The organism is Aromatoleum evansii, assembly GCF_012910805.1.
In the GTDB taxonomy this organism is placed as follows: Bacteria; Pseudomonadota; Gammaproteobacteria; order Burkholderiales; family Rhodocyclaceae; genus Aromatoleum; species Aromatoleum evansii.
Genome location: NZ_WTVK01000002.1, coordinates 53,144 through 75,301 on the forward strand (window position 1 = coordinate 53,144; position 22,158 = coordinate 75,301).

Annotated in this window: 20 protein-coding genes; 4 read left to right on the forward strand and 16 right to left on the reverse strand. The window is 69.7% G+C overall.

All coding sequences use genetic code 11. From position 1 onward, the window contains the following. Window position 1 precedes the first annotated feature (1 nt). From GO615_RS01360 to GO615_RS01375, 4 genes are all read right to left on the reverse strand, one after another. Window positions 2–967 carry a thiamine pyrophosphate-dependent dehydrogenase E1 component subunit alpha gene (locus tag GO615_RS01360; RefSeq protein WP_169125249.1) on the reverse strand — a complete coding sequence of 322 codons (966 nt, stop codon included), beginning with the start codon at window positions 965–967 and terminating at the stop codon, window positions 2–4. A 127-nt stretch (window positions 968–1,094) separates the two neighbouring features. Continuing rightward, window positions 1,095–2,468: a GAF domain-containing protein gene (locus tag GO615_RS01365; RefSeq protein WP_169125250.1), complete on the reverse strand. Its 1,374-nt coding sequence runs from the start codon at window positions 2,466–2,468 to the stop codon at window positions 1,095–1,097. Further along, window positions 2,465–2,989, reverse strand: a complete 525-nt coding sequence (locus tag GO615_RS01370; RefSeq protein ID WP_169125251.1) for a hypothetical protein — start codon at window positions 2,987–2,989, stop codon at window positions 2,465–2,467. Before GO615_RS01370 ends, GO615_RS01365 begins: the two co-directional genes overlap by 4 nt. Window positions 2,990–3,124: 135 nt before the next feature. Continuing rightward, window positions 3,125–3,625 carry a flavin reductase family protein gene (locus GO615_RS01375; RefSeq protein WP_169125252.1) on the reverse strand — a complete coding sequence of 167 codons (501 nt, stop codon included), beginning with the start codon at window positions 3,623–3,625 and terminating at the stop codon, window positions 3,125–3,127. Between the two features lie 132 nt (window positions 3,626–3,757). Between GO615_RS01375 and mutY the strand changes: the two genes are divergently transcribed. Beyond that, window positions 3,758–4,852 (forward strand): A/G-specific adenine glycosylase, encoded by a 1,095-nt coding sequence (mutY, locus tag GO615_RS01380; protein ID WP_169125253.1) that lies wholly within the window; start codon window positions 3,758–3,760, stop codon window positions 4,850–4,852. A 97-nt stretch (window positions 4,853–4,949) separates the two neighbouring features. Here mutY and GO615_RS01385 read toward each other — a convergent pair whose 3' ends face one another. From GO615_RS01385 to GO615_RS01410, 6 genes are all read right to left on the reverse strand, one after another. Further along, on the reverse strand, window positions 4,950–5,573 hold the full coding sequence (locus GO615_RS01385; RefSeq protein ID WP_169125254.1) for an LON peptidase substrate-binding domain-containing protein: 624 nt from the start codon (window positions 5,571–5,573) through the stop codon (window positions 4,950–4,952). Next, the gene (locus GO615_RS01390) at window positions 5,573–6,205 is read right to left on the reverse strand and encodes a flavin prenyltransferase UbiX (protein WP_169125255.1); all 633 of its coding nucleotides are present in this window, start codon (window positions 6,203–6,205) and stop codon (window positions 5,573–5,575) included. The genes GO615_RS01385 and GO615_RS01390 overlap by 1 nt, the downstream gene beginning before the upstream one ends. A 13-nt stretch (window positions 6,206–6,218) precedes the next feature. Then, window positions 6,219–7,379 (reverse strand): ABC transporter substrate-binding protein, encoded by a 1,161-nt coding sequence (locus tag GO615_RS01395; protein WP_169125256.1) that lies wholly within the window; start codon window positions 7,377–7,379, stop codon window positions 6,219–6,221. A gap of 75 nt (window positions 7,380–7,454) precedes the next feature. Beyond that, window positions 7,455–10,802, reverse strand: coding sequence for a bifunctional diguanylate cyclase/phosphodiesterase (locus GO615_RS01400; RefSeq protein ID WP_169125257.1), 3,348 nt, complete (start codon window positions 10,800–10,802; stop codon window positions 7,455–7,457). A 200-nt stretch (window positions 10,803–11,002) separates the two neighbouring features. Beyond that, a complete protein-coding gene (locus GO615_RS01405; protein ID WP_211166905.1) occupies window positions 11,003–11,905 on the reverse strand; it encodes a branched-chain amino acid ABC transporter permease in 903 nt (300 codons plus the stop codon). A gap of 74 nt (window positions 11,906–11,979) precedes the next feature. Then, the gene (locus GO615_RS01410; RefSeq protein WP_169125258.1) at window positions 11,980–12,861 is read right to left on the reverse strand and encodes a branched-chain amino acid ABC transporter permease; all 882 of its coding nucleotides are present in this window, start codon (window positions 12,859–12,861) and stop codon (window positions 11,980–11,982) included. Window positions 12,862–13,024: 163 nt separating this feature from the next. Between GO615_RS01410 and GO615_RS01415 the strand changes: the two genes are divergently transcribed. Both GO615_RS01415 and mscL read left to right on the forward strand, forming a co-directional pair. Beyond that, window positions 13,025–13,645: a trimeric intracellular cation channel family protein gene (locus GO615_RS01415; RefSeq protein WP_169125259.1), complete on the forward strand. Its 621-nt coding sequence runs from the start codon at window positions 13,025–13,027 to the stop codon at window positions 13,643–13,645. Window positions 13,646–13,786: 141 nt separating this feature from the next. Further along, window positions 13,787–14,215, forward strand: coding sequence for a large conductance mechanosensitive channel protein MscL (mscL, locus tag GO615_RS01420; protein WP_169125260.1), 429 nt, complete (start codon window positions 13,787–13,789; stop codon window positions 14,213–14,215). A 154-nt stretch (window positions 14,216–14,369) separates the two neighbouring features. On the opposite strand, the gene GO615_RS01425 is transcribed toward mscL, so the two are convergent. The 6 genes from GO615_RS01425 to GO615_RS01450 all read right to left on the reverse strand — a co-directional run bounded on the left by GO615_RS01425 (window position 14,370) and on the right by GO615_RS01450 (window position 20,203). Then, window positions 14,370–15,011 carry an MBL fold metallo-hydrolase gene (locus GO615_RS01425; RefSeq protein WP_169125261.1) on the reverse strand — a complete coding sequence of 214 codons (642 nt, stop codon included), beginning with the start codon at window positions 15,009–15,011 and terminating at the stop codon, window positions 14,370–14,372. A gap of 165 nt (window positions 15,012–15,176) precedes the next feature. Further along, entirely contained in the window at window positions 15,177–16,283 is a 1,107-nt protein-coding gene (gene modC / locus GO615_RS01430; RefSeq protein WP_169125262.1) for a molybdenum ABC transporter ATP-binding protein, read from the reverse strand. Continuing rightward, window positions 16,280–16,951 (reverse strand): molybdate ABC transporter permease subunit, encoded by a 672-nt coding sequence (gene modB / locus GO615_RS01435; RefSeq protein ID WP_169125263.1) that lies wholly within the window; start codon window positions 16,949–16,951, stop codon window positions 16,280–16,282. Before modB ends, modC begins: the two co-directional genes overlap by 4 nt. A 13-nt stretch (window positions 16,952–16,964) precedes the next feature. Next, a complete protein-coding gene (gene modA, locus GO615_RS01440) occupies window positions 16,965–17,720 on the reverse strand; it encodes a molybdate ABC transporter substrate-binding protein (protein ID WP_169125264.1) in 756 nt (251 codons plus the stop codon). 224 nt (window positions 17,721–17,944) lie between these two features. Beyond that, on the reverse strand, window positions 17,945–18,325 hold the full coding sequence (locus GO615_RS01445) for a hypothetical protein (RefSeq protein WP_339380053.1): 381 nt from the start codon (window positions 18,323–18,325) through the stop codon (window positions 17,945–17,947). Window positions 18,326–18,595: 270 nt separating this feature from the next. After that, window positions 18,596–20,203, reverse strand: coding sequence for a methyl-accepting chemotaxis protein (locus GO615_RS01450; protein ID WP_169125265.1), 1,608 nt, complete (start codon window positions 20,201–20,203; stop codon window positions 18,596–18,598). Window positions 20,204–20,498: 295 nt separating this feature from the next. Here GO615_RS01450 and GO615_RS01455 point away from each other — a divergent pair, with 295 nt between their 5' ends. Then, window positions 20,499–22,136 (forward strand): ATP-binding domain-containing protein, encoded by a 1,638-nt coding sequence (locus GO615_RS01455; RefSeq protein WP_169125266.1) that lies wholly within the window; start codon window positions 20,499–20,501, stop codon window positions 22,134–22,136. Window positions 22,137–22,158 lie beyond the last annotated feature (22 nt).

Consider the following 22,158-nt stretch of genomic DNA (forward strand, 5'->3'; position numbering starts at 1 on the left):
CTCAGGCGTAGACGTCGGTGAAGAGTTCGGCGGTTTCGGGCCAGGGCGAGGCGTTCGCGAAGGCGACGGCCTCGTCGATCACGGCGGCGACGCGCGCGCGGATCTGCGCGAGGCGCGCGTCGTCGAGGCGGCCGGCGGCGCGCAGGCGCTTGGCGAGCAGTTCGATCGGGTCGCGCGCCTGCCACGCCGCGAGTTCGGCGCGGTCGACGTAGAACTGGTCGTCGGGCTCGTAGTGGCCGCGCGTGCGGTAGGTGAGCGTCTCGAGGAAGGCCGGTTCGCCGGTTTCGCGGATGCGCGCGACCAGGCGTGCCGCCGCGGCGTGCACGGCTTCGGCGTCGTTGCCGTCCACGGTTTCGGCGACGAGACCGTGCGCGGCGGCCCAGTCGCGCACGTGCGCCATCGGCATGGTCTCGCGCCGATGCACGAAGGCCTGCCATTCGTTGTTCTCGCACACGTAGAGGATGGGCAGCTTCCACACCACGGCGAGGTTGAGCGATTCGTGGAACACGCCTTCGCAGGCGGCGCCGTCGCCGAAGAAGGTCGCGACGATGCCGTCGTCGCCGGGCGTCATCGTGCGCGCGAGCGCCACGCCCGGCGCGAGCGAGAGTTCGCCGCCGACGATGGTGGAGGTGAGCACTACCCCCAGCTCGGCCGCGGAGATGTGCAGCGAGCCGCTCTTGCCCTTGCAGTAGCCGGTGCGCTTGCCGAGCACCTCGGCGATCATGCGCCCCGGATCGGCGCCGCGCGCGAGGAGGTGGCCGGCGCTACGGTGGTTGGTGAGGATGCGGTCCTGCGGCGCGAGCGCGCGCACGACGCCCGCGGCGGCGGCCTCCTGGCCGACCGAGGTGCAGGTGCCGGGCGCGTTGCCGCCCGCGGCGATGCCGACGAGGGCTTCCTCGTAGGCCCGGATCAGCATCATCGTCTCCAGCAGCGCGAGCGGGGACGGGGCTTGGTCGCTGTGATGCATGTGTCGCCTCCAGATGTCTGGCGGTCCGAACGGGACCGTCTGGAGGCACTCTAGGCGTGCGAAGCCTGCCGTGTACGGGGCTTAAGGGACTCTTAGGATTCGCTGAGGGAAGATTTAGGAAGCCGGCTCAGCAGCACGCGCTGTCGGGGCGCGCGCCGCCCTGCCCGACCTCGACGAGGGTCAGCGGACGCCACGCGGTAAGCAGCAGGCGCCCGCGACCGGCCTTTTCCAGGCGCACGCAGGCCTGCCGCTCGTTGAGGCGGCGACGCAGGAGGATCAGGCGCGCCTCGAGGTTGTCGGAGAGGTCCGGCAGGCGGATGCGCGGGTCGAGGCGCAGCTCGCGGTTACTAAAGGTGCTGCGGCCGGATTCGACGTGGTCGCGCACCAGCGCCCAGAAGATCGAGCCGGCCACGCCCTTGATGAGGTAGTCGTCATCGAGGAAGACGCTGTCGTCCTCGGCGTAGTGGCGCACGAGCACCGGGCGGCCTTCGGAGGGCTGCGGGGGCGGCTCGGGCACGACCACCTCCTCCTGGAGCTCGCTCGCCTGCTGCAACGACAGCATGGTCGCGCCGAGCTGGCCGGCGAGCGCGACGAGCGCATCCTCGTCGTCGTAGCCGAAACGCAGGTTGTGCGGACTCTCGACGTAGAGCACGCCGAGCAGGCGCCCGGCGGCGCGGATCGGCACCGCGAGCTGGCTGGCGGAGTCGGCGAGCCCGGGCAGCGGAATCTCGGTTTCCAACGCGGCCGCGAGCCCGTTCGCCTCCGCCGCGGCGCGGATCGCGCGGCCGTAGGCGTATTCGAGCGTCGCATAGCCGATGCGGATCGGCGTGCCTTCGCGTGCGGCGACGCCGATCACCCCCTGGCCGAGCGGGATCTCGGAGCCGACGCCGGAGGCCTCGTAGCCGCGGCTCGCGATCGTGTACAGGCGCGTGCCCGCCCCGTCGAGCAGGAGCACCATCGCGTGGCGGATGTCGAACTGCGCCTCCAGCCCGTCGAGCGTGTCGCTGAACAGCAGGTCCAGCTCGCGACAGCCGGCGATGCGCGCCGACACGGCCCGCAGCGCGGCGAGCAGGCTCGCGCGGGGGGGCGGCGGCGCGAGCGCGGCGCCGGGGATGCGCTCTATCGCGGAAACGCGATAGATGTCCGAACCGAGCAGGCGGAACACGCCGCTCATGCCGGTGTGCGATGCGATGCCGGCGAGCTTGGCCTTCATGCGCTCGAACAGCGGCCCCGCGGTTTCGGTGCGCAGGTAGCGCAGGCGCAGGCGGAAGCGTTCGCCGGTGTGCGGATGCGTGACGATCAGGCGCGCCTCGGGGTTCGCGAGGATGTTGCGGCGCGTGGTGTTGAAGAACTGGTAGGACAGCGCGATGTGCTGGCCGTCGACATACTCGGTCTGCGACAGGTAGGCGACGTTGGGCGTGCCGTCGGCCGCGCAGGTCGCCATGATGCCCGGCACCGCGCCTTCCAGGCATTCGCGGATCGCGTCGAGCCGCGGCGTCATTTCGCGTGCGCGAGCGGCTCGCCGGCGCGCGGGCCGGGCGTCTGGTCGAAGGCCGCGCAGGGTGTGAAGGCGATCGCGACGATCTCGCCCCCGCCGCTGTCGATCAGCGCGTGCGTGAACAGCGGGCCGAAACCGATCGCCCCGAGTTCGGCGGAGAAGGCCCCGCGGTAGCGCTCGATGCGCTCGCGGTCGCCCGCCTCGAGCGCCTCGACGACCGCATCGCGGCCCTTGAGCTGCAGCGTGCGATGGTTGCACGGCTGGCTGAACACCGCGGCGATGCGCCGCGTGTCGCGCACGTCGTCGAGGACTTCGCGCGACTGCTCGGCCACGACGAACACGCTCACGCGCCGCTGGTCCGTGGCGACGCGGCAGCCAATGCCGCGCGTGATGCTGGGCAGCAGCCCCGCACCGGACGAGCCGACGCTGATCGACACGCCCGCCGTCGTGATGAAGGCCGCGAGCTCGGCGTCGATCGGGGATTCGGGAACGGCGGACGGAACGGAAGACGGCTGATCGAGCATCCGGTCGCAGGCGATCGTGGCGGTTGGGGGTCGGGACCGCTCCGCTGCGGGAACGGCGTCGCCGGTCGTACGCCGGCTCTCAACACAGTATAGTTCGCCCGCCCCCGCGCGCCGCCCGGAGAACAGGTCGGGACGTCAGCCCGCGGCGAGGCGGCGATAGGCTCCGCCATGGTACACCAGCGGCGCGCGGTCCTCGCGGTCGAAACGCACGACTTCGGAGAGGAACACGAGATGGTCGCCGCCATCGTGGCGCGCAGTGTTGCGGCATTCGAAGCGCGCGCAGCAGTTCTTCAGCAGCGGCACGCCGTACAGGCCGTCGTCGATGTCGAGCCCGGCGAACTTGTCGTCCGAGCGCGTCGCGAAAAGCTGCGACAGGTGCTGCTGATCCTCCGCGAGCACGTTCACCGCGTAGTATTCGCAGGCTTCGAACACCGGCAGGCTGGCGAGATTGCGCGACAGGCTCCAGACGATGAGCGGCGGGTCGAGCGACACGGAGTTGAAGGAATTGACCGTCAGGCCGATCGCCTCGCCGCTGGGGGCGCGCGTCGTGACGACGGCGATGCCGGTCGCGAACATGCCGAGGGCGTCGCGGAACGCGCGGGTGAAATCCTGATGGGTGACGGGCGGCTGGGACATGGTCGGTTCTTGTGATCGGCGCTTGCCCCGCACGGAGCAGGCGCGAAAATGGGATGGAACCGGCGATTATCGCTGCGCACACCGCGCAGGGCAACGCGGCGCGGGCATGAACCGAATGGAACAAGGCAAGGAATGGAACGGACGACGAGGAATGGCGACTTCGCGACGCGGCTGATCGCGTGGCACGGCGGGCACGGGCGGCACGACCTGCCGTGGCAGAACACGCGCGACCCGTACCGCATCTGGCTGTCGGAGATCATGCTGCAGCAGACCCAGGTCGACACGGTGATCCCTTACTACGCGCGCTTCCTCGCGCGCTTCCCGGACGTCGCCAGCCTCGCCGCGGCCCCCGTCGATGACGTGCTCGCGCTGTGGAGCGGGCTGGGCTACTACGCCCGTGCGCGCAACCTGCACAAGGCGGCACAGGTGGTCGTCGCACGGCACGGCGGCGGGTTTCCGCGCAGCGCCGCCGAGATCGCCGAGCTGCCGGGCATCGGCCGCTCGACCGCCGCGGCGATCGCCGCCTTCGCCTTCGACGAGCGCGCTGCGATCCTCGACGGCAACGTCAAGCGCGTGCTGTGCCGCGTATTCGGCATCGACGGTTTTCCGGGCGAACGCGCGGTCGAACAGCGCCTGTGGGCGCTGGCGGAGGAGCTGCTGCCGCACACCGGAATCGGCACCTACATCCAGGCGCAGATGGACCTTGGCGCGACGCTGTGCACGCGCGGCAAACCCGCCTGCGGACGCTGCCCGATGGCGGATATCTGCGTCGCGCTGCGCGAAGAGCGCGTCGCCGAACTGCCCGCGGCGCGCCCGAAGAAGGCCGTGCCGCAGCGCCATGCGCGGGTCGCGGTGATCGTGGCCGACGGGACGGTGCTGCTCGAACGGCGGCCGCCGACCGGCATCTGGGGGGGCTTGCTGGCGCTGCCGGAGATTCCCGGTGACGAGACCGACCCCGCGCTCTGGGTCGAAACGCGCTACGGCCTCGCGGCGCAGGCGAAACGCCCGCTGCCGCCGCTGAATCACGTCTTCACGCATTTCCGCCTGGAGATCACGCCGCTGCTGCTCGAAGTCGACGGCCACGGGCGCATGGCGGCGGACGCCGACCACCGCTGGCTCGCGCTCAACAGCCTCGCCGACGCCGGCCTGCCCACCCCCGTGCGCCGCATCCTTGCGAAGCTCGCGGGATCCGGTGGTGATCTGTTGAGCCCGCGCGGGGCGGGTTGAGCTTGCGAGTTCGGTTCCGTGGGAGCGGCTTCAGCCGCGAACGGGCGCCAATTCGCGGCTAAAGCCGCTCCCACAGGGACGCAGGGGGGGTTGGGCTTCAGCCACCTTTGCCGGACTTCGCCATGCGCTCCCCGAGCAGCCCGCGCTGGTCGAGGAACTGGCGGATGATCTCGAGCCGGTCGAGCGGGTCGTCCAGTTCCAGCAGGGCCTGCTTGGCCTGCGCCGGGATCGGCAGCACCTCCGCGAAGCGCAGGCCGACCCAGCCGGCGTCGCCGAAATCGTGCGGCTCGGGCAGGCGCGCGCGGCCCGCGTCGTCGACGATCGCGCGCAGCAGCTCGACCAGGGGCTGGCAATTGTCGGGAATGGCCCGGTGCGGCGCCTCGGCGAGCCATTCCACCTCGCCGAGCAGCAGGCCGTTGGCGCCGTGCTCGGAGCGCAGGACACGGTAGCGGCGTTCGCCGCGCGTGACGATATCCAGCGTGCCGGGTCTGGCGACGTCCCATTCGACGATGCGCGCGCTCACGCCGACCTCGTAGGGCCGGGCCGGAGCGCCGACCTCGTGGCCTTCCGCGATCAGGTTCACGCCGAACACCGTGCCTTCCTTCAGGCAGCGCGTCGCGAGGTCCATGTAGCGCGCCTCGAACACGTGCAGCGGCAGCAGCGCGCCGGGGAAGAGCACCGTCTGCAGCGGAAAGAGGGGCAGCAGGTCCGCATGCTCCATCACGCGTCCTCCCCTTCCGTCTCGCCCCAGCGCTGCATCAGGCGGTGCGGCACGCGGATCTGGTCGAGCACGCGTGCGACGACGAAGTCGACCATCTCGCCGACCGTCTGCGGGTGGTTGTAGAAGCCCGGGCTGGGCGGCAGGATCACGACGCCCAGGCGCGCGAGCTTGAGCATGTTCTCGAGGTGGATCGCCGAGAAGGGCGTCTCGCGCGGCACCAGCACGAGCTTGCGCCCTTCCTTGATGGCGACGTCGGCGGCGCGCTCGATGAGGTTCTGCGACAGTCCGGCGGCGATCGCAGCGAGCGTGCCCATGGTGCACGGACACACCACCATCGCGTCGGCGGGGTTGGAGCCGGAGGCGAGCGGCGCGAACCATTCCTCGCGGCCGAACACGCGCAGCTGCCCTTCCGCGGCCCCGAAGCGCGCGGCGAGCTGCGCCTCGACCTCGGCCGGGCGCGAGGGTAGCTCGAGGTTCATCTCCTGGCGCGCGACGATCTGCGCGACCTGCGAATACAGCAGCCACACCTTGCAGCCGGCCGCGAGCACGCATTCGACGAGACGCAGCCCGTAGGGCATGCCCGAGGCGCCGGTGAAGGCGACGGCGACGGTCTGCGGGACGGCGGGGCTCATCGGGGAGGGATTCTCACTTCAGGTAGTCGGTCAGGATCGCCCAGCGGCCATCCCGGATCTGCGCGATGCGGCCGTGGCGGTTGCCGAGGTGCTCGTCGCGACTGAAACGATACTCCGGGCCGCCGAAGAAGTCGCGCGGGGTATGCAGCGTCTCCAGCGCCGCGGTGAAGCGCTCGACGGTGAGATCGCGCCCGACCTTGTCCGCGGCCTTCACGAAGAGGTCCGCGACCGTGTAGCCCATCGCGCTCCACACGTTGGGCGCAACGCCGAAGCGCTCGCGATAGCGGCGGATCCAGTCGGCGAGCTGGCCGTTCGCGCCCGCCTCATAGGGGTGCGGCAGCACGGTGACGCCGTACAGCCCCTCGACCGCCTTGCCACCGAGCTCGTGCGTCTGCGCCGAATAGCCCGACGCGGTCACCAGCATGTCGACGTTCCAGCCGGTGCGGCGCGCCTCGGACACGGCCGCGACGGTCTCGCGCACGACCGTCGCCAGCACCACGAAATCGCAACCCGCGCCGCGCAGGCGCGCGACCTGGCTGGAAAAGTCGGTCGCGCCGCGCTTGTAGCTGGTCTTCTCGGCGAGCGGCCGCTGCAGCTTCGCCAGGCCCGCCTCGACGCCCTTCATCACCTCCAGGCCGTAGTCGTCGTCCTGGTACAGCAGACAGGTCTTGCGGTAACCGTGCGTCTGCACCATGTGGCGCGTCGCCGCGTCCATGTAGTCCTGGTAGGGCGCGAACATCTGGAACTTCAGCGGGTGGCGCGGCGCGTAAGTCGATTCGTGCGGCGAGAAGGGGAAGAGATGCGGCCGGCCGGCGTCCACGATCGGCGGCATGGTCGCCATCACCACCGGCGTGCCGAGGTTGGCGAGGAAGGCGAAGACGCGGTCGCGCTGGACGAGCTTGCGCGCGGCGAGCACGCCCTTCTTCGGGTCGTAGCCGGCATCCTCGACGACCAGGCGCAGCTTGCGCCCATGCACACCGCCGGCGGCGTTGGCGTCGTCGAAGCGCATCTGCATGCCGTCGCGCACCGGCACGCCCAGCAGCGCGATCGGCCCCGACAGGTCCTGGATGCTGCCGACGACGATCTCGCGCTCGCTGACACCCGGCGCCTGCGCGGCGGCGGCGGACGCGGCGGCGATGCCCAGCGCGCAGAAGAGGCGATGGAAGAGATTCATGAAGGCTCCCGGCGCCCCTGCGGCGCCACCCCGCGATTATCCGCGAAGCCGCTGCCTCGGCGCCATGCACCGCCCTCAGCCCGCGAACGCGGCATCCTGCACGAAGGGGGCATTGGCGCGCGCGAAGGCGGCGAACTCGAGGGGCGAGAGCGGTTTCCCGATGAGGTAGCCCTGCAGGAAATCGCAGCCCAGATCCCGCAGGAAATCGCGCTGCTCCACCGACTCCACGCCTTCGGCGGTGACGCTCAGGTCCAGGCTGTGCGCCATGTTGATGATCGCCTCGACGAGGCTCGCGTCGCTGTGGTCGTCGGGGCAATCCCGCACGAAGCTGCGGTCGATCTTCACCACATCGACCGGGAAACGCTTGAGGTAGGACAGCGAGGAGAAGCCCGTGCCGAAGTCGTCCAGCGCATAGGCGATGCCGTAGTCCCTGATCTCGCGCATGCGCGATTCGGCCTCCTCGCTGCCGTCCATCAGCACGGACTCGGTGATCTCGAGCATCAATTGCGCCCGGCCTTCGCCTTCGGGCAACAGCGTGCGCACGATCTCGGGCAGGCCGGGTTCGCGGAACTGCACCCCCGAGACGTTGACCGCGATGCGCAGCGGCGACTGCCCCGCCTCGCGCCAGGCGCACGACTGTCGCACCGCCTCGCGCAACGCCCATTCCCCGATGGGCACGATCAGGCCGCAGTCTTCCGCCACCTGGATGAACTCGCCGGGCGCAACCATGCCGCGGCGCGGGTGGTTCCAGCGGATCAGCGCCTCGGCGCCGACCACCCGCCCGCTCGTCGCCGCGACGATGGGCTGGTAATGCAGCACGAACTGCTCCTGCTCGAGGGCGGTCCGCAGGTCCGTTTCCAGCTGGATGCGCGCCAGCGCGTCGGCCTGCATGTGCGGCGCATAGAACTGGGCGCGGTTCTTCCCCGCCTGCTTCGCCTTGTACATCGCGATGTCGGCGTTGCGCAGCAGGCTCTGCACGTCATCGCCGTCGTCGGGAAACACCGTGATGCCGACGCTGCCCGAGATGTAATGCGGCGCGTTGCGCAGCTGGAAGGGCTCGCGCAGCACCGCGACGAGCTTCTCCGAGATGGCGCGGAGATCCTCCAGGTCGCGCTGGTCGTGCAGGTCGTTCACGACGACCGTGAACTCGTCACCCCCCAGGCGCGCGACCGTGTCCTGATTGCGCACGCAACGCTGCAGGCGGTTCGCCACGTCGATCAGCAACTGGTCGCCGACATCGTGACCGAGCGAATCGTTGATCCACTTGAAGCCGTCGAGGTCGAGGAAGACCAGCCCGACCTTGCTGCCGTGCCGCCGCCCCTGCGCGAGGGCGCGCTCCAGGCGGTCCTGCAGCAGGCTGCGGTTCGCCAGCCCGGTCAGCGGGTCGTAGTTCGCCTGTCGCCACATCGCCTCCTCCTGCTGCTTGCGCTCGGTGATGTCGCTGAACAGGGAGACGTACTCTGAAACCTTGCCGTCGGCATCGCGCACGGAGGTGATGGTGAGCCATTGCGGATAGGTTTCGCCATTCTTGCGGCGATTCCAGATCTCGCCTTCCCAGGCGCCCGCCTCCGCGAGGCGCGACCACATCGACTCGAAGAAGGCCTGGTCGTGGCGGCCGGACTTGAACATCGACGAGCGATGGCCGATCACTTCCTCGGGCGCATAGCCGGTGATCGCACAGAAAGCCGGGTTCACCGACGTGATCACGCCGTCGGCGTCGGTCGTCATGATCGCCTGGCTCGACGCATTGAACACGACCATCGCCTCGCGCATGAGCTTCTCGTAGCGGCGCCGCTCGGTGACGTCCTGCACGATCGAATACAGCAGGCTGCGGCCCTCGATTTCGATCGGGCCGCTCGCCACCTCCACATCGCGCACCTCTCCACTCGCGAGGCGGTGACGGAACTGGAAGAAGTCCGCCGCGCGCGCCCGCGCCCGTGCCATCTCCTGCAGCACCTCCTCGCGCGACAGCACGTTGATGTCGGAGATCGACATGCGCGTCAGTACCGCGTGCCCGTAGCCGTAATACGCACAGGCCTTGTCGTTCGCGTCGACGATGGCGCCGGTCGCCGGATCGATCACCAGCATCACCACCCGGCTGTTGGCGAACAAGGCCCGATAGCGCATCTCGCTCTCGGCCAAGGCCCGCTCCATGCGCACCCGCTCGGAGATGTCGCGCGCCAGCGCGATGTACCCGCCGGAGCCCTCGGCGCCGGCCAGCCGGCTGATCGAGGCGCTGAAGTGATGCACGCCGTCGGCCAGTTCCAGCGCATATTCGGTCTGCCGCGGCACGCCGTCTGCCGCGATCGCGTCGATGGTCGCATCGAACTTCGCCGCGACCTCGGGCGGGACCGTCTCCGCATAGGGGCGTCCGAGCAGCTGATCGACGGGGGCGGCAAGCAGCGCCGGTTCCGGCGCATGGCACTCCGTGATCCGCCTGTCGGCGTCGATCAGCAGCATCTTGTCGGGCAAGGACGTGATCAGGGCCGCCAACCGCGCCTCGCGCGCCGTCAGTTCCGCCGTCCGCTCGGCCACCACGCCCTGCAAGGCGCGGCGGTGCTCGCGCAGTTGCATCAGGCTCATCGCCAGCCAAGCCAGCGCGGAGCACAGCAGCGCCGCCGCGGCGAGTTCGAACGGAAGCGGCGAATCGTCGCCCCACCCGTCGACGGGCACCACGCCCAACGTCCACACGCCATTGGGAACCACGACGTCATGCTCCACCGGCTGCTCCAGCGGGCGGTCGGAAGAGGCGGCGATGACCTGCCGCGCCCCCGTGTCCGGATGGGTGCGCCACAACTCGTAGTCGAAGCGGTATTTCTCGACCGACGGCAACAAGGCCGTCTCCAGCACGTCAGGGAAACGGATCACGACCGCGACAAAGCCCCAGAACGCCTGACGCCCGCTCTCGTCCGGCAGGTACACCGGCAGGCGCCCGACTGCGCCGACGCCGCCCTGGCGCAAGGGAAAGGGTCCGGCCAGCGTCAGCTTGCCGGTATCGCGGGCAAGAAAGGCCTCACGGTTGCGCGCCGGATCGGCCAGCAGGTCGTGTCCGATCACACCGCTGTTCTCGGCCAGCGGCACGATCTGCCGCACCACGCCGCCCGGCGCCAGGGCGAGTGCGGAAGCGCCCTGATAGAAAGGCAGCATCTGCTCGGCCAGGGTGTCGAAATTCGGGATGCTGCCGCCCCCCTGACGCACCAGCGCCGCGAGCGCGTAGGTCACTGCCAGCGCATGCTCGACGTTGCTGCGCAGATCCTGCGCCTTGTCGAACAGCTCGTCGGCCACCTCGGCGCGGCGGACCTGGATGCGTTGACGCTCGAAATGCGCGATCAGCACGCCTGCAACGAGCGCCGTCACGACGAAGACGAGCAGGCCGACCAGCAGCGGGCGCCGCCTGCGTACGAACGCCCACGGATCGATCATCGCCGCCTCGATCCCGCCCGTGTCCGCCCGCAGGCCATCTGCGGGGCAAGACTCGCTGACGCAGGACGACGCCTGCCCCGAACATCAAACATGCTTGCAAGCCTCACGCGGCGGCTGGAATGTAAGCAAATGCTAACGCCAGCGCGCGTCGTCCGCCAGTGAACGGCTGCACGGGCGCTGCGCCGGAAGGCCCCGGCCGCTCAACGCGAACCGGCCAGGCCGCCCGGGCGCAGCAACACCAGGATCACCAGCACGGCACCGAACAAGGCCATCTCGATCCCCGCGGCCCCCGCCAGCCCCGGCGGCAGGCGCTCGACCGCGAGCGACACCCCCTGCGGCAGGGCGACGACCACCAGCGCGCCCCACAGCGCGCCGGACAAGTGCCGGGCGCCACCGATGAAGGCCAGCATCAGCAGCTCGAACGACAGCATCAGCCCGAACTGCTCCGGGCTCACGAACCCGATCCAGTGCGCATACAGCGCGCCGCCCAGCCCGGATAGCCCGCCGCCCAGCACGAAGGCGAGCGTCTTGGCGCGCGCGACGTCGATGCCGGCCGCCGCCGCCGCGATCTCGTCCTCGCGCACCGCACGCCACGCCCGCCCCAGCCGCGACGCCGCCCAGCGCCGGCAGGCCAGCCACGCCAGCGCCAGCGCCACGCAAGCGACCAGCGCCTGGGCGAGCGGCGTCTCCGCCACCCATCCGCCCAACGCCAGCGGCGGCACCGCGAGGCCCGCCGCGCCGCGGGTCAGCGACTCCCAGCGCACCAGCGCCTCCTCGACCACCAGCGCGAAGGCCAGCGTGCTCATCGCGAAATACAGCCCGCCCAAGCGCCGCGCCGGCAGGCTCGCCAGCCACCCGCCACCCGCGCCGAGGGCGATCGCAAGCGGCAAGGACAGCTGCGCCGGCACCCCGCGCAACGCGAACACCGCCTGCGCGTACGCCCCCAGCCCGAGCAGCGCGCCCTGCCCCAGCGAAACCTGGCCGCACTGCCCCACGACGAGGACCACCCCCAGCCCGGCAATCGCCCACGTCGCCACGAAGGCTGCCTGCGCAAGCGCATAGTCCACGCCCAGCACCCACACTGCGAGGGCGGCAAGCGCCATGATCACGGCCCACGCCGCGAACCCGGGCCGGCTCGGGGAGCCATGCGCGCCGTCCATGCCGCCCGCCCCCCGACTCACGGCCGCCCCCGCAGGCCGGCCGCGAAGCCGCCCGGGAACAGCAGCAGCACCGCCAGCATCAGCAGGTAGGGCACGACGTCCTTCATCCCTTCGGGCAGCGCCAGCCCCGCGAGCGCCTCGACCACGCCAATGAACACCCCGCCCGCGAGCGCCCCCGGCAGGCTCGTCATGCCGCCCAGCACCGCGGCGGGAAACGCCTTCAGCGCCACCAGCCCCATGTTCGGATGGATGAAGGTGACCGGCGCCAGCAGCACCCCGGCGACCGCGGCGAGCCCGGCGCCGAGCGCCCACGCCAGCGTGTGCATCCCGGCCACCGACACCCCCATCAGCGCGGCGACGCCGGCGTTCTCCGAACACGCGCGCAAAGCCAGGCCCGCGCGCGTACGGCGGAAGAACAGCGTCAGCGCACCGGCGAGCAGCGCCGTCGCGGCGATCACGACGAGGTGCTCGGCCGCCAGCGTCGCGCCGCCCAGTCGCACGCTCGCGCCGGCGAAAGGCAGCGGCAGGCGATGCATCGCGTGGCTGGCCGCGGGCACCGCGCCGACCGTGCCACGCATCACCATCCCCAGCCCGAAGGTCAACAGCAGCGCCGTCAGGTGCGCCGGCCCCAGCGTGCGGCGCAGCACCGTGCGTTCGAGCAGCGCCCCGCAGGCCGCCAGCGCGGCGACCCCGAGCGTGACCGCGGCGCCGAGCGGCAGCCCGGCCGCTTCGTGCAAGGCCAGCACCACGAAGGCCCCGAGCATGAGGAGCTCGCCCTGCATGAAGCTCACCGCGCCGGTCGCCTTGTAGATCAGCACGAAGGACAGCGCGACCAATCCGTACACGCAGCCGGTCGCGACGCCGCTCGCGAACACCTGGATCAGGGTTACTGTAGTCATCGATGCCGCGGCGAGCTGGTGTCTGGTGGTGAAAAGGACATGCGTTTCCCGGCAGGAGGGGCTGCCGCGGCTGGGGCAAAGCGCGATTATGCCAAGCCGGCCGTGCCTTGCACGCTGCGCGTGCCCGATGCGATTTGCGGCACTGCAATGCTATGCTCGCCCGATGCGTCCCATCGACACCCTCGTTTATGGCATCGGCCTCGCCGGTGTCGCCGCGCAGGCCGCCGCAGGCGTGCTGGAAGCCGGCAACAAACGCTTCGACCTCTTCGGCATGATCGTCGTCGCCCTCGCGGCGGCGCTTGGCGGCGGCTCGCTGCGCGACATGCTGCTCGACCGCCAGGTTTTCTGGATCGCCGACCAGAGCTACCTCGTCACCGCCCTACTCGCGGGCCTTGCGGCCTTCGCGCTGGCGCGCGTGACGCGCCTGCCCGCACGCCTGTTCCTGCTGCCCGACGCGATCGGCCTCGCGCTGTTCACGGTGAGCGGCACCCAGGCCGCGCTCGCCCTCGACGCCCCCTGGCTCGTCGCCAGCCTGATGGGCGTCGTCACCGGCGCCTTCGGCGGTATCGTGCGCGACGTGCTATGCAACGAGGTGCCGCTGGTGTTCAGTGGCGAACTCTATGCCACCGCGTCCTGGGCCGGCGCGCTGCTGCTGGTCGCGCTGTCCGAATTCGAGGTCGCGCATGCCTGGGCGGCCCTCATCGCCGGCTCGGTCGTGCTCGGCATCCGCCTCTCGGCGATGCGCTTCGGCTGGCGCCTGCCCGTGTTCCGCGCGCGCATGTAAGGCATCGCGCAGCACACGCGACTATCCCGGATGAAAATCGCGGCCTGCGCGCGACAGCCACAAAAGATGGCACACTAGCCGCATCGGCACGGCCAGCGGGCCGAACCGTCGCAATTCCACCACCCGGGGAGGTTATCGAGAATGAGTTTCCTGCGCGAGTTCAAAGAGTTCGCCATGCGCGGCAACGTCGTCGACCTGGCGGTCGGCGTGGTCATCGGCGGCGCCTTCGGCAAGATCGTCGATTCGCTGGTCAAGGACGTGATCATGCCCATCGTCGGCCGCATGCTCGGCGGCGTCGATTTCAAGCACCTCTACGTCAACCTCGGCGACAAGACCTTCGAAACGATGGAAGCGGCGGAAAAGGCCGGCGCGCCGCTGGTGAAGTACGGCGCCTTCATCAATACGACCATCGACTTCATCATCATCGCCTTCGCGATCTTCGTCGCCATCAAGGCCATGAACCGTCTCAAGCGCGCCGAGCCGCCGGCACCGCCGCCCGAGCCCGCACCCGAACCGGAAGACGTCAAGCTGCTGCGCGAGATCCGTGACGCGCTGAAGCAGCGCGGCTAGAACCGGCGTCCGCCCCTCAGTGGGAGCGGCTTCAGCCGCGAATCGGCGCATGAGCAGGCACCGCCGGCCGATTCGCGGCTGAAGCCGCTCCCATAGCGGTAGTCGGGGCGAAGGGCGGGTGAACTCCCGCCCTTCGCCCCGGTCGTCCAGGCTCTTACGCGTAGTCGCCGACGTAGGGGTTGTTCTTGCGCTCGTCGCCGAAAGTCGAGGTCGGGCCGTGGCCCGGCACGAAGGTGATGTCGTCGCCGAGCGGGAAGAGCTTCTCGCGGATCGAGTGGATCAGCGTCGCCTGGTCGCCCTTGGGGAAGTCCGTGCGGCCGATCGAGCCCGCGAACAGCACGTCACCGACGATCGCGAGCCGCGCGTCGGCATGGAAGAACACGACGTGGCCGGGCGTGTGGCCGGGCGTATGGATCACGCGCAGCGTCTCCTCGCCGACAGTCACGGTGTCGCCGTCGTGCAGCCAGCGGTCCGGCTCGAAGGACTCGACGTCCGGAAAGCCGAACATCTTGCTCTGTTGCGGCATGCCGGCGATCCAGAAGCGGTCTTCCTCCTGCGGCCCCTCGACCGGCACGCCCAGCTCGCGCGCGAGCTTCGCCGTGCCACCGGCATGGTCGATATGGCCGTGCGTGATCAGCAGCTTCTCGATCGTTACCCCCAGCTTGTCGGCCATGGCGCGGATGCGCTCCAGGTCGCCGCCCGGATCGACGACCGCCCCCCGCATCGTCTTGTCGCACCACACGATGCTGCAGTTCTGCTCGAAGGGGGTCACGGGGACGATGCGCAGCTGGATCATGGCGGGCAGGGATTCGGGTTGCAAGGACTGACAGTTTAGCGCGTCGAACCGGAACCCCGGAGCCTCTTGTGGGAGCGGCTTCAGCCGCGAATGAGCGGCATCACCAGCTGGATCGCCGATTCGCGGCTGAAGCCGCTCCCACAGCAGGGATTGCCGCCCCCAGCATCAGCGCAGCAGCGCCACGCCCTTGACCTGCGCAAACAGGCTCATGCCCGGCGCGATACCCATTTGCACCGCGGAGCGCTTCGTGATGCGCGCGAGCAGCGCGCGGCCGGCGACGTCCAGGCGCACCAGCGTGCGTCCGGGGCTCGCATCGTCGAGCGACACCACACGCGCGGGCAGCACGTTGAGGATGCTCGAATCGTGGCGTTCCGCGAGCGCGAGGCTGACGTCGCGCGCGAGCACGCGGGCACGCACCTGCGCCCCGAGCGGCGCGTCCAGCCCGGTGATCCACAGCGGGAGTCCGCCGAATTCGAGGCGCGTCAGCGCAAATCGCTCATCGCGCTCCGCGACCTGCGCATCGACGACGACAAAGGCATCCTCGTCGTGGGCGAAGGGGAGATCCAGGCGCGGCATCACCTCCTCGATCGCGCCGGACGCCAGCACCCGCCCGTCGCGCAGCAGCACGACATGATCAGCGAGCCGCGCAACCTCCTCCGGCGCATGGCTGACGTACACCACCGGAATGTCCAGTTCGCCGTGCAGGCGCTCCAGGTAAGGCAGGATCTCCGCCTTGCGCTGCGCGTCGAGCGCCGCGAGCGGCTCGTCCATCAGCAGCAGGCGCGGGCTGGTCGCCAGCGCACGCGCGATCGCGACGCGCTGGCGCTCGCCGCCCGACAACCGCTCAGGCATGCGTTCGAGCAGCGGGGCTATGCCCAGCAGTTCAATCGCGAAATCGAGCGACACGCGGCGCTCGGCCGTGGCGACGCGCTTCTGGCCGAATTCGAGGTTGCGCCGCACCGACAGATGCGGGAAAAGGCTCGCCTCCTGGAACACATAGCCGAGCGGACGGCGATGCGTCGGCACGAACACCCCGCGCGCGTCGTCCTGCCACAGCTCGCCGCGCACCGCGAGATAGCCGTCCGTCGCGCGCTCCAGGCCCGCGAGGCAGCGCAGCAGCGTCGTCTTGCCCGAACCCGAATGCCCGAACAGCGCGCTCACGCCGCGCCCGGGCAGCTGCAGCGCCGCATCGAGCGCGAAGCCGGACCACACGAGCCGGAAACGTGCCTCGATGCCAGGGTCGGGAGCCTGAACTGTCGCGGCGGGGTTCATCGCACGCTCCCGCGCTTGCGGCTGTGCAACAGGAACAGCACGAGGAAGCTGAACACCACCATGCCGGCGGACAGCCAGTGCGCCTGCGCGTATTCGAGCGCTTCGACGTGGTCGTAGATCTGCACCGACACGACACGCGTCTTCTCCGGGATGTTGCCGCCTATCATCAGCACCACGCCGAACTCGCCGACGGTGTGCGCGAAACCCAGCACCGCGGCGGTGACGAAGCCTGGGCGCGCGAGCGGCAGGACGACGCTGAAAAAGGTGTCGAGCGCGCCCGCGCGCAGCGTGGCGGCGACCTCCAGCGGCCGCTCGCCGATGGCCTCGAAGGCCTGCTGCAACGGCTGCACGACGAAGGGCAGCGAATAGAACACGGAACCAACAACGAGGCCCGCGAAACTGAAGGGCAGCAGGCCGATTCCCAGCGCCTGGGTGAGCTGTCCGACCGGGCCGTGCGGGCCCATCAGCAGCAGCAGGTAGAAGCCGATCACGGTCGGCGGCAGCACCAGCGGCAGCGCGACGACGGCGCCGACCACGCCTTTCAGGCGCGAGCGCGTGCGTGCGAGCCACCACGCGACGGGCGTGCCGATCACCAGCAGGATTGCCGTGGTGACGGCCGCCAGCTCCAGCGTCAGGCGGATCGCCGCAAGGTCGGCCGCACTCATCATCGCCCCGCTCGTCTCACTGTCCGTAACCGTAGGACTTGATGATCGCGGCCGCCTGCGCCCCACGCAGGTAGTCCGCAAGCGCCCGCGCGGCCGGATTGTCGCGCCCGCGGGCGAGGATCACGGCGTCCTGGCGCAGCGGCGCATGCAGCCCGGCGGGCACGATCCAGGCCGACCCGCCAGTGAGCCGACCGTCGTCCCACACCTGCGACAGCGCGACGAAGCCGAGCTCGGCATTGCCGCTGGCGACAAACTGGTGCGTCTGCGCGATGTTCTCGCCCGTCACGAGCTTCGCCGCGAGCGCGTCGGCGACCCCCAGCTTGTGCATGACCTCCAGCGCCGCCGCGCCGTAGGGGGCGGTCTTCGGATTCGCGACGGCAAGATGTGCGAAGGCGGCGCGCCTGAGCACCTCGCCCTTGTCGTCGACCACGCCGGCCTGCGCCGACCACAGCACCAGCCTGCCGATCGCGTAGGTGAAACGACTGCCCGCGACCGCCGCGCCCTCCTCCTCCAGCTTCGCCGGCGTCGTGTCGTCGGCCGACAGGAAGAGCTCGAAGGGTGCGCCGTTGCGGATCTGCGCGTAGAACTTGCCGCTCGCGCCGAAGGCCAGCCGGGCCTTGTGGCCGGTGTCGCGCTCGAACGCGGCGGCGATCCTGTGCATCGGCGCGGTGAAGTTGGCGGCGACCGCCACCTGCACCTCCGCGGCGAACGCGTGCGCGCCCCCCAGTGCGAGGGCCGTTGCGGCCAGGAATCTGCGGACTACCGAAAACATCGAAGCGGGCTCCCGATATGGGCTGCGTGCGCCCCCTGAGTGCTGAGAGCGAATAGCATGCCACGAGCGCAAGCCCCGCGGGGTGCGGCTTTCGGGATAGAGCGGGGTGACGCGTTGTCGGGCTTGCGACATTTGCGCCGCAAACCGGCGGGAAGACGCCACGGCGGGCGCCGACGCCGGCACGGCCGGCCGCATTGCGCCGCCGGCCCCCGGAAACCTGACGCTTACTTCTTCGTGATGGTCGCGTCCTCGACCAGCAGCGGGTACATGTAGCCGGAGCCGAAGTCGCGGTCGAGCTTGACGTTGCCGGTCACGACGACCTCGTCACCGACCGCGGCCGTGTCCTTGCTCGTGACGATGAGGTTGTTGGTGGCCTGATCGCCCGAACCGTCGCGCACGTGGACGAAGTTGCGCCCCATGATGCCGTTGTTCACCTTGACGACCTTGCCGCTGACCTGGATCGCCTTGCCCGACAGCTCGGCCTTTTCCTGATACACGGCGGCGACGGTCTTGACGGCGGCATCGGCCGCAAAGGCTGCGGGGGCGATGGAAGCGACCATTCCCGCGGCGACGATGACGCGGGTGAGGGCGAAAATTTTCTTCACGAACAGACTCCTGCTGGTGGGTCCGCAAGGCGGACATGAGAGCGATGCTGCAGGCCGCCATTGTATACCGCGACGCCACCCGATGAATGGTGTTTGCATTTACTCACCTGTCGGACATGCACCCGCGTTTTCTCTGCATCCCGCATCAGCGGTCGCACCGGACGGAAAAAGACACGCCCCCGGGCGCGGACCGTGGCGGTCGCGGCGCGGGGGCGAAAGGTGGTCAGGGAGCGGGTGACGCAGGCGCGCGGCGAGCGCGGCGGGTGGAACTCAGGCGAGGCGGAAGCGGCCGGCGGTGGTCTGCAGGCGGGCCGCGACGCCTTCGAGCTGGTGGGCAGCGGTCGCGGTCTCCTTCACCGCGGCGCTGTTCTCCTCGCTCATCTGGGCGGTCTGCTCGACACGCCGGGCGATCTCGTTGCTCGCAGTCGACTGCTCATGCAGCGCGCTGGTGATGTCCTCGACGGCGGACACGACCTGGCGCGCCTGGTCGGTGAGCGCGCTGATCGCGGCACCCGCTTCGCGCGACAAGCTGTCGACGTCGCCCATGTGATTCACGACCTTTTCCATGCTGGCAACGGCGTCACGGGTGACGTTCTGCACCTGCGAGATCATCTCGGTGATCTCCTGCGTCGACTTACCCGTACGCTCGGCGAGCTTGCGCACCTCGTCGGCGACGACCGCGAAGCCCCGGCCCTGCTCGCCGGCGCGCGCGGCCTCGATCGCCGCATTGAGCGCCAGCAGGTTGGTCTGGTCCGCGATGTCACGGATCACCGCGACGATGGACGAGATCTGGTCGGAGAAGCCGCCGAGCATGCGGATCTGCTCGGCCGTGTGGGTCACTGCGGAAGCGGTGACCCGTCCGCTTTCCACCATGCGCGTGACGATCTCGTGCCCTTCGGCGGACTTGCGCCCCGACTCGGTCGCGGCGGCGCGCACATCCTTGGCGTGATCGGAGACCTGCGAGATGCTCACCGACATTTCCTCGACCGATGCCGCCATCGAGGACGCCGCCTGCGACTGCTGCTCGGTGGAGCCGGAAAGCTGCGTGGTCGTCGCCGCGAGTTGCTCGCTCATCGACGCGAGTCCCTCGGCGTGCTCCTGCAGGTTCGAGGCGATCTCGCGCAGGTTGCCCTGCATCGTGCGACAGGCGGCGAGCACCTTGGCCAGCTCATCGCGGCCGTCCACTTCGAAGGCGTGCGTCAGATCACCCGCCGCAATACGCTCGGCGGCGTTCTGCACGATCTGCAGCGGCTTGAGGATGGAGCGCAGTACAAACGCCGCATACACGGCCAGCGCGATCGCGGCGACCGCGGCGATGATGGCGATCTCGACCAGCGTCCGGCTACGCTCCTCGTCGAAGTGTTTGTCGGCGTCGAGCGCCTCGCGCCCCATCGACTCGGCGACCTTGGCCAGCTGCTCGCGGATGCGGCTCACCGTGGCATCGGCCTCGTCGTCGATCGCATGGATCGCCGGATCGACCTCGTTGCCGGCGTTGAGGGCCGGCAGCAGGCGCTTTTCGAACAGCGTGACGATCGTCTCGACGTCCTTGCGGGCCGCGGCCACCGCGGCCTTCTCCTCGGGCGTGTCGGCAGCCTCGGCAAGCCGCTGCAGGTCGCTGCCTGCCTCGGCGTAAAGCGCCGCGAATTCCTTCCTGGCCGCGTCGATGTCACGGTTGATGATCGTGTCGGCGAAGATCTGATAGAACTGGGTGCCCAGGTGCGAGGCCTCCGCCGCGCTCGCCTGGGTCTGCGTCTTCGCAAAGCCGTCATCCTGGAAATCGGCGAGGTGACTCATGCGGTAGAGCGCGATCCCCATCACCGTGGCGAGCATGATGAGGGCGATGGCTACCATGACCAGCAATCGGTGTTTGACACTCATTGTTCGGCTCCCTGACATTTTGCATGTTGCTATTGCGAGACCGCGATTTCTGCCCCGTGCTGGGATCTTAACGTCTTAACCACGCCTTTATTGAGGGTATTTTTGTGCGAATGCCCAAGCACTTAGGCACCCAGAATGGGGCGCCCGAGCGATGTCCCCAGCCTGTAATGATCCCGACCGACGGATAATCCTCTTGGACTACGCACTTGGCATTGAATCACGCGTTGCGGGCTGACCGGCAATGCAATAATTGGCACTCGACGCCTGCTTTTCACGACTCCCGGAGACCTCGACGATGGCACGCATCCACCCCGAAGGCTGGCAACGCATCCCCGCGAGCGGCGCGCTGGCGCGCGAGCTGGAGACGCTCGCGACGCTCGCGGAAGGACTCCCGGACGACCATGCGGTCTATCACGGCATCCACTGGACGCGGGTGGACCGCGAGCACGCGCTGTTCGGCGAGATCGACTTCGTCGTCGTCGGCCCCAGCGGGCGCTTGCTGCTGATCGAGCAGAAGTCGGGCTTCCTCGACGAGACGCAGGACGGGCTGGTGAAGACCTACGCGAAGACGAAGAAGAACGTTGGCGTGCAGATGGCACGCAGCGCGGACCAGCTGCGCGAGCGCCTCGGGGTGTTCCTGAAGGGCCACAAGGCGCGCATCGACAGCCTGCTCTACTGCCCCGACTACACGGTGCGCCAGCCCGGCAGCGCCGGCGTCGATCCGGCGCGCATCGTCGACGCAAGCCGCCGCCAGCACCTCGTCGCGGTCGTGCAGAGCCTGCTGCGCGACGAGGTGCGCGACCGCGTGGTGCTCGACAACATCCACCGCTTCCTCACGAATGAGCTGGAACTGGTGCCGGAGGTGAACGCGATCGTCGGGCAGGCCGAGGCGCTGTACACGCGGCTGGCCGGCGGACTGGCGGAATGGGCGCGGCGCATCGAGATGGAGCCCTTCCGCCTGCGCGTCACGGGCACCGCCGGCAGCGGCAAGACGCAGCTCGCGATGGCGGTGTTCCGCGACGCGCTCGCGGCGGGGCGGCGACCACTATACGTATGCTACAACCGCCCGCTCGCCGACCACATCGCCCTGATCGCGCCGCCCGGCGGGGAAATCGCCACCTACCATCAGCTGTGCGACCGCGTGCTGCGCACGCACGGCGAGGTGCCGAACTTTCGCCTGCCCGACGCTTTCACCCGCATCGAACAGCGCTTCCGCTCGCTCGATCCGGGCGCGGCGTGGCACTTCGACGAGCTGATCGTCGACGAAGGGCAGGATTTCCGCGAGGAGTGGCGCGACGCGCTGCTGCGCCTGCTGCGACCCGCCGGCCGGGCGTGGTGGCTCGAAGACCCCCTGCAGAACCTGTACGACCGCCCGCCCGTCGAGCTGCCGGGCTGGGTGCGCATCACCAGCGACCGGAACTACCGCAGCCCCGGCGACATCCTCGCCGCGCTGAACCGCATGCTGCCCTTGCCACACGCGCTCGAGGCGGGCAGTCCGCTCAGCGGCTCCGACGTGGAGTTCCTGACCTGGACCGACACGGCCGGGCTGGTCGACGCCACCAAGCGCGCGATGACCCGCGCCATCGGGCTGGGCTTTCGCCGCGAGATGATCGCGACGATCACCTTCCGTGGGCGCGAGCATTCGGTGTTCACTCCCTTCGACCGGCTCGGGGCACACCGTCTCAAGGCTTTCACGGGCACCTACGACCTGCTCGGCAACCCGGTGTATTCGGACGGCGACTTCCTTATCGACTCGGTCTACCGCTTCAAGGGCCAGGCCGCCCCCTGCGTGATCTTCACCGAGATCGATTTCGAGGCGCTGGATCCGCTGACGGTGCGCAAGCTCTTCGTCGGCGCGACGCGGGCGGGGATGAAGCTGATCATGGTGCTGTCGGAGCGCGCGGCGACGGTACTGACGCGGCGGCTGGACTGAGGTCCGCCACCGTCACGCGCGA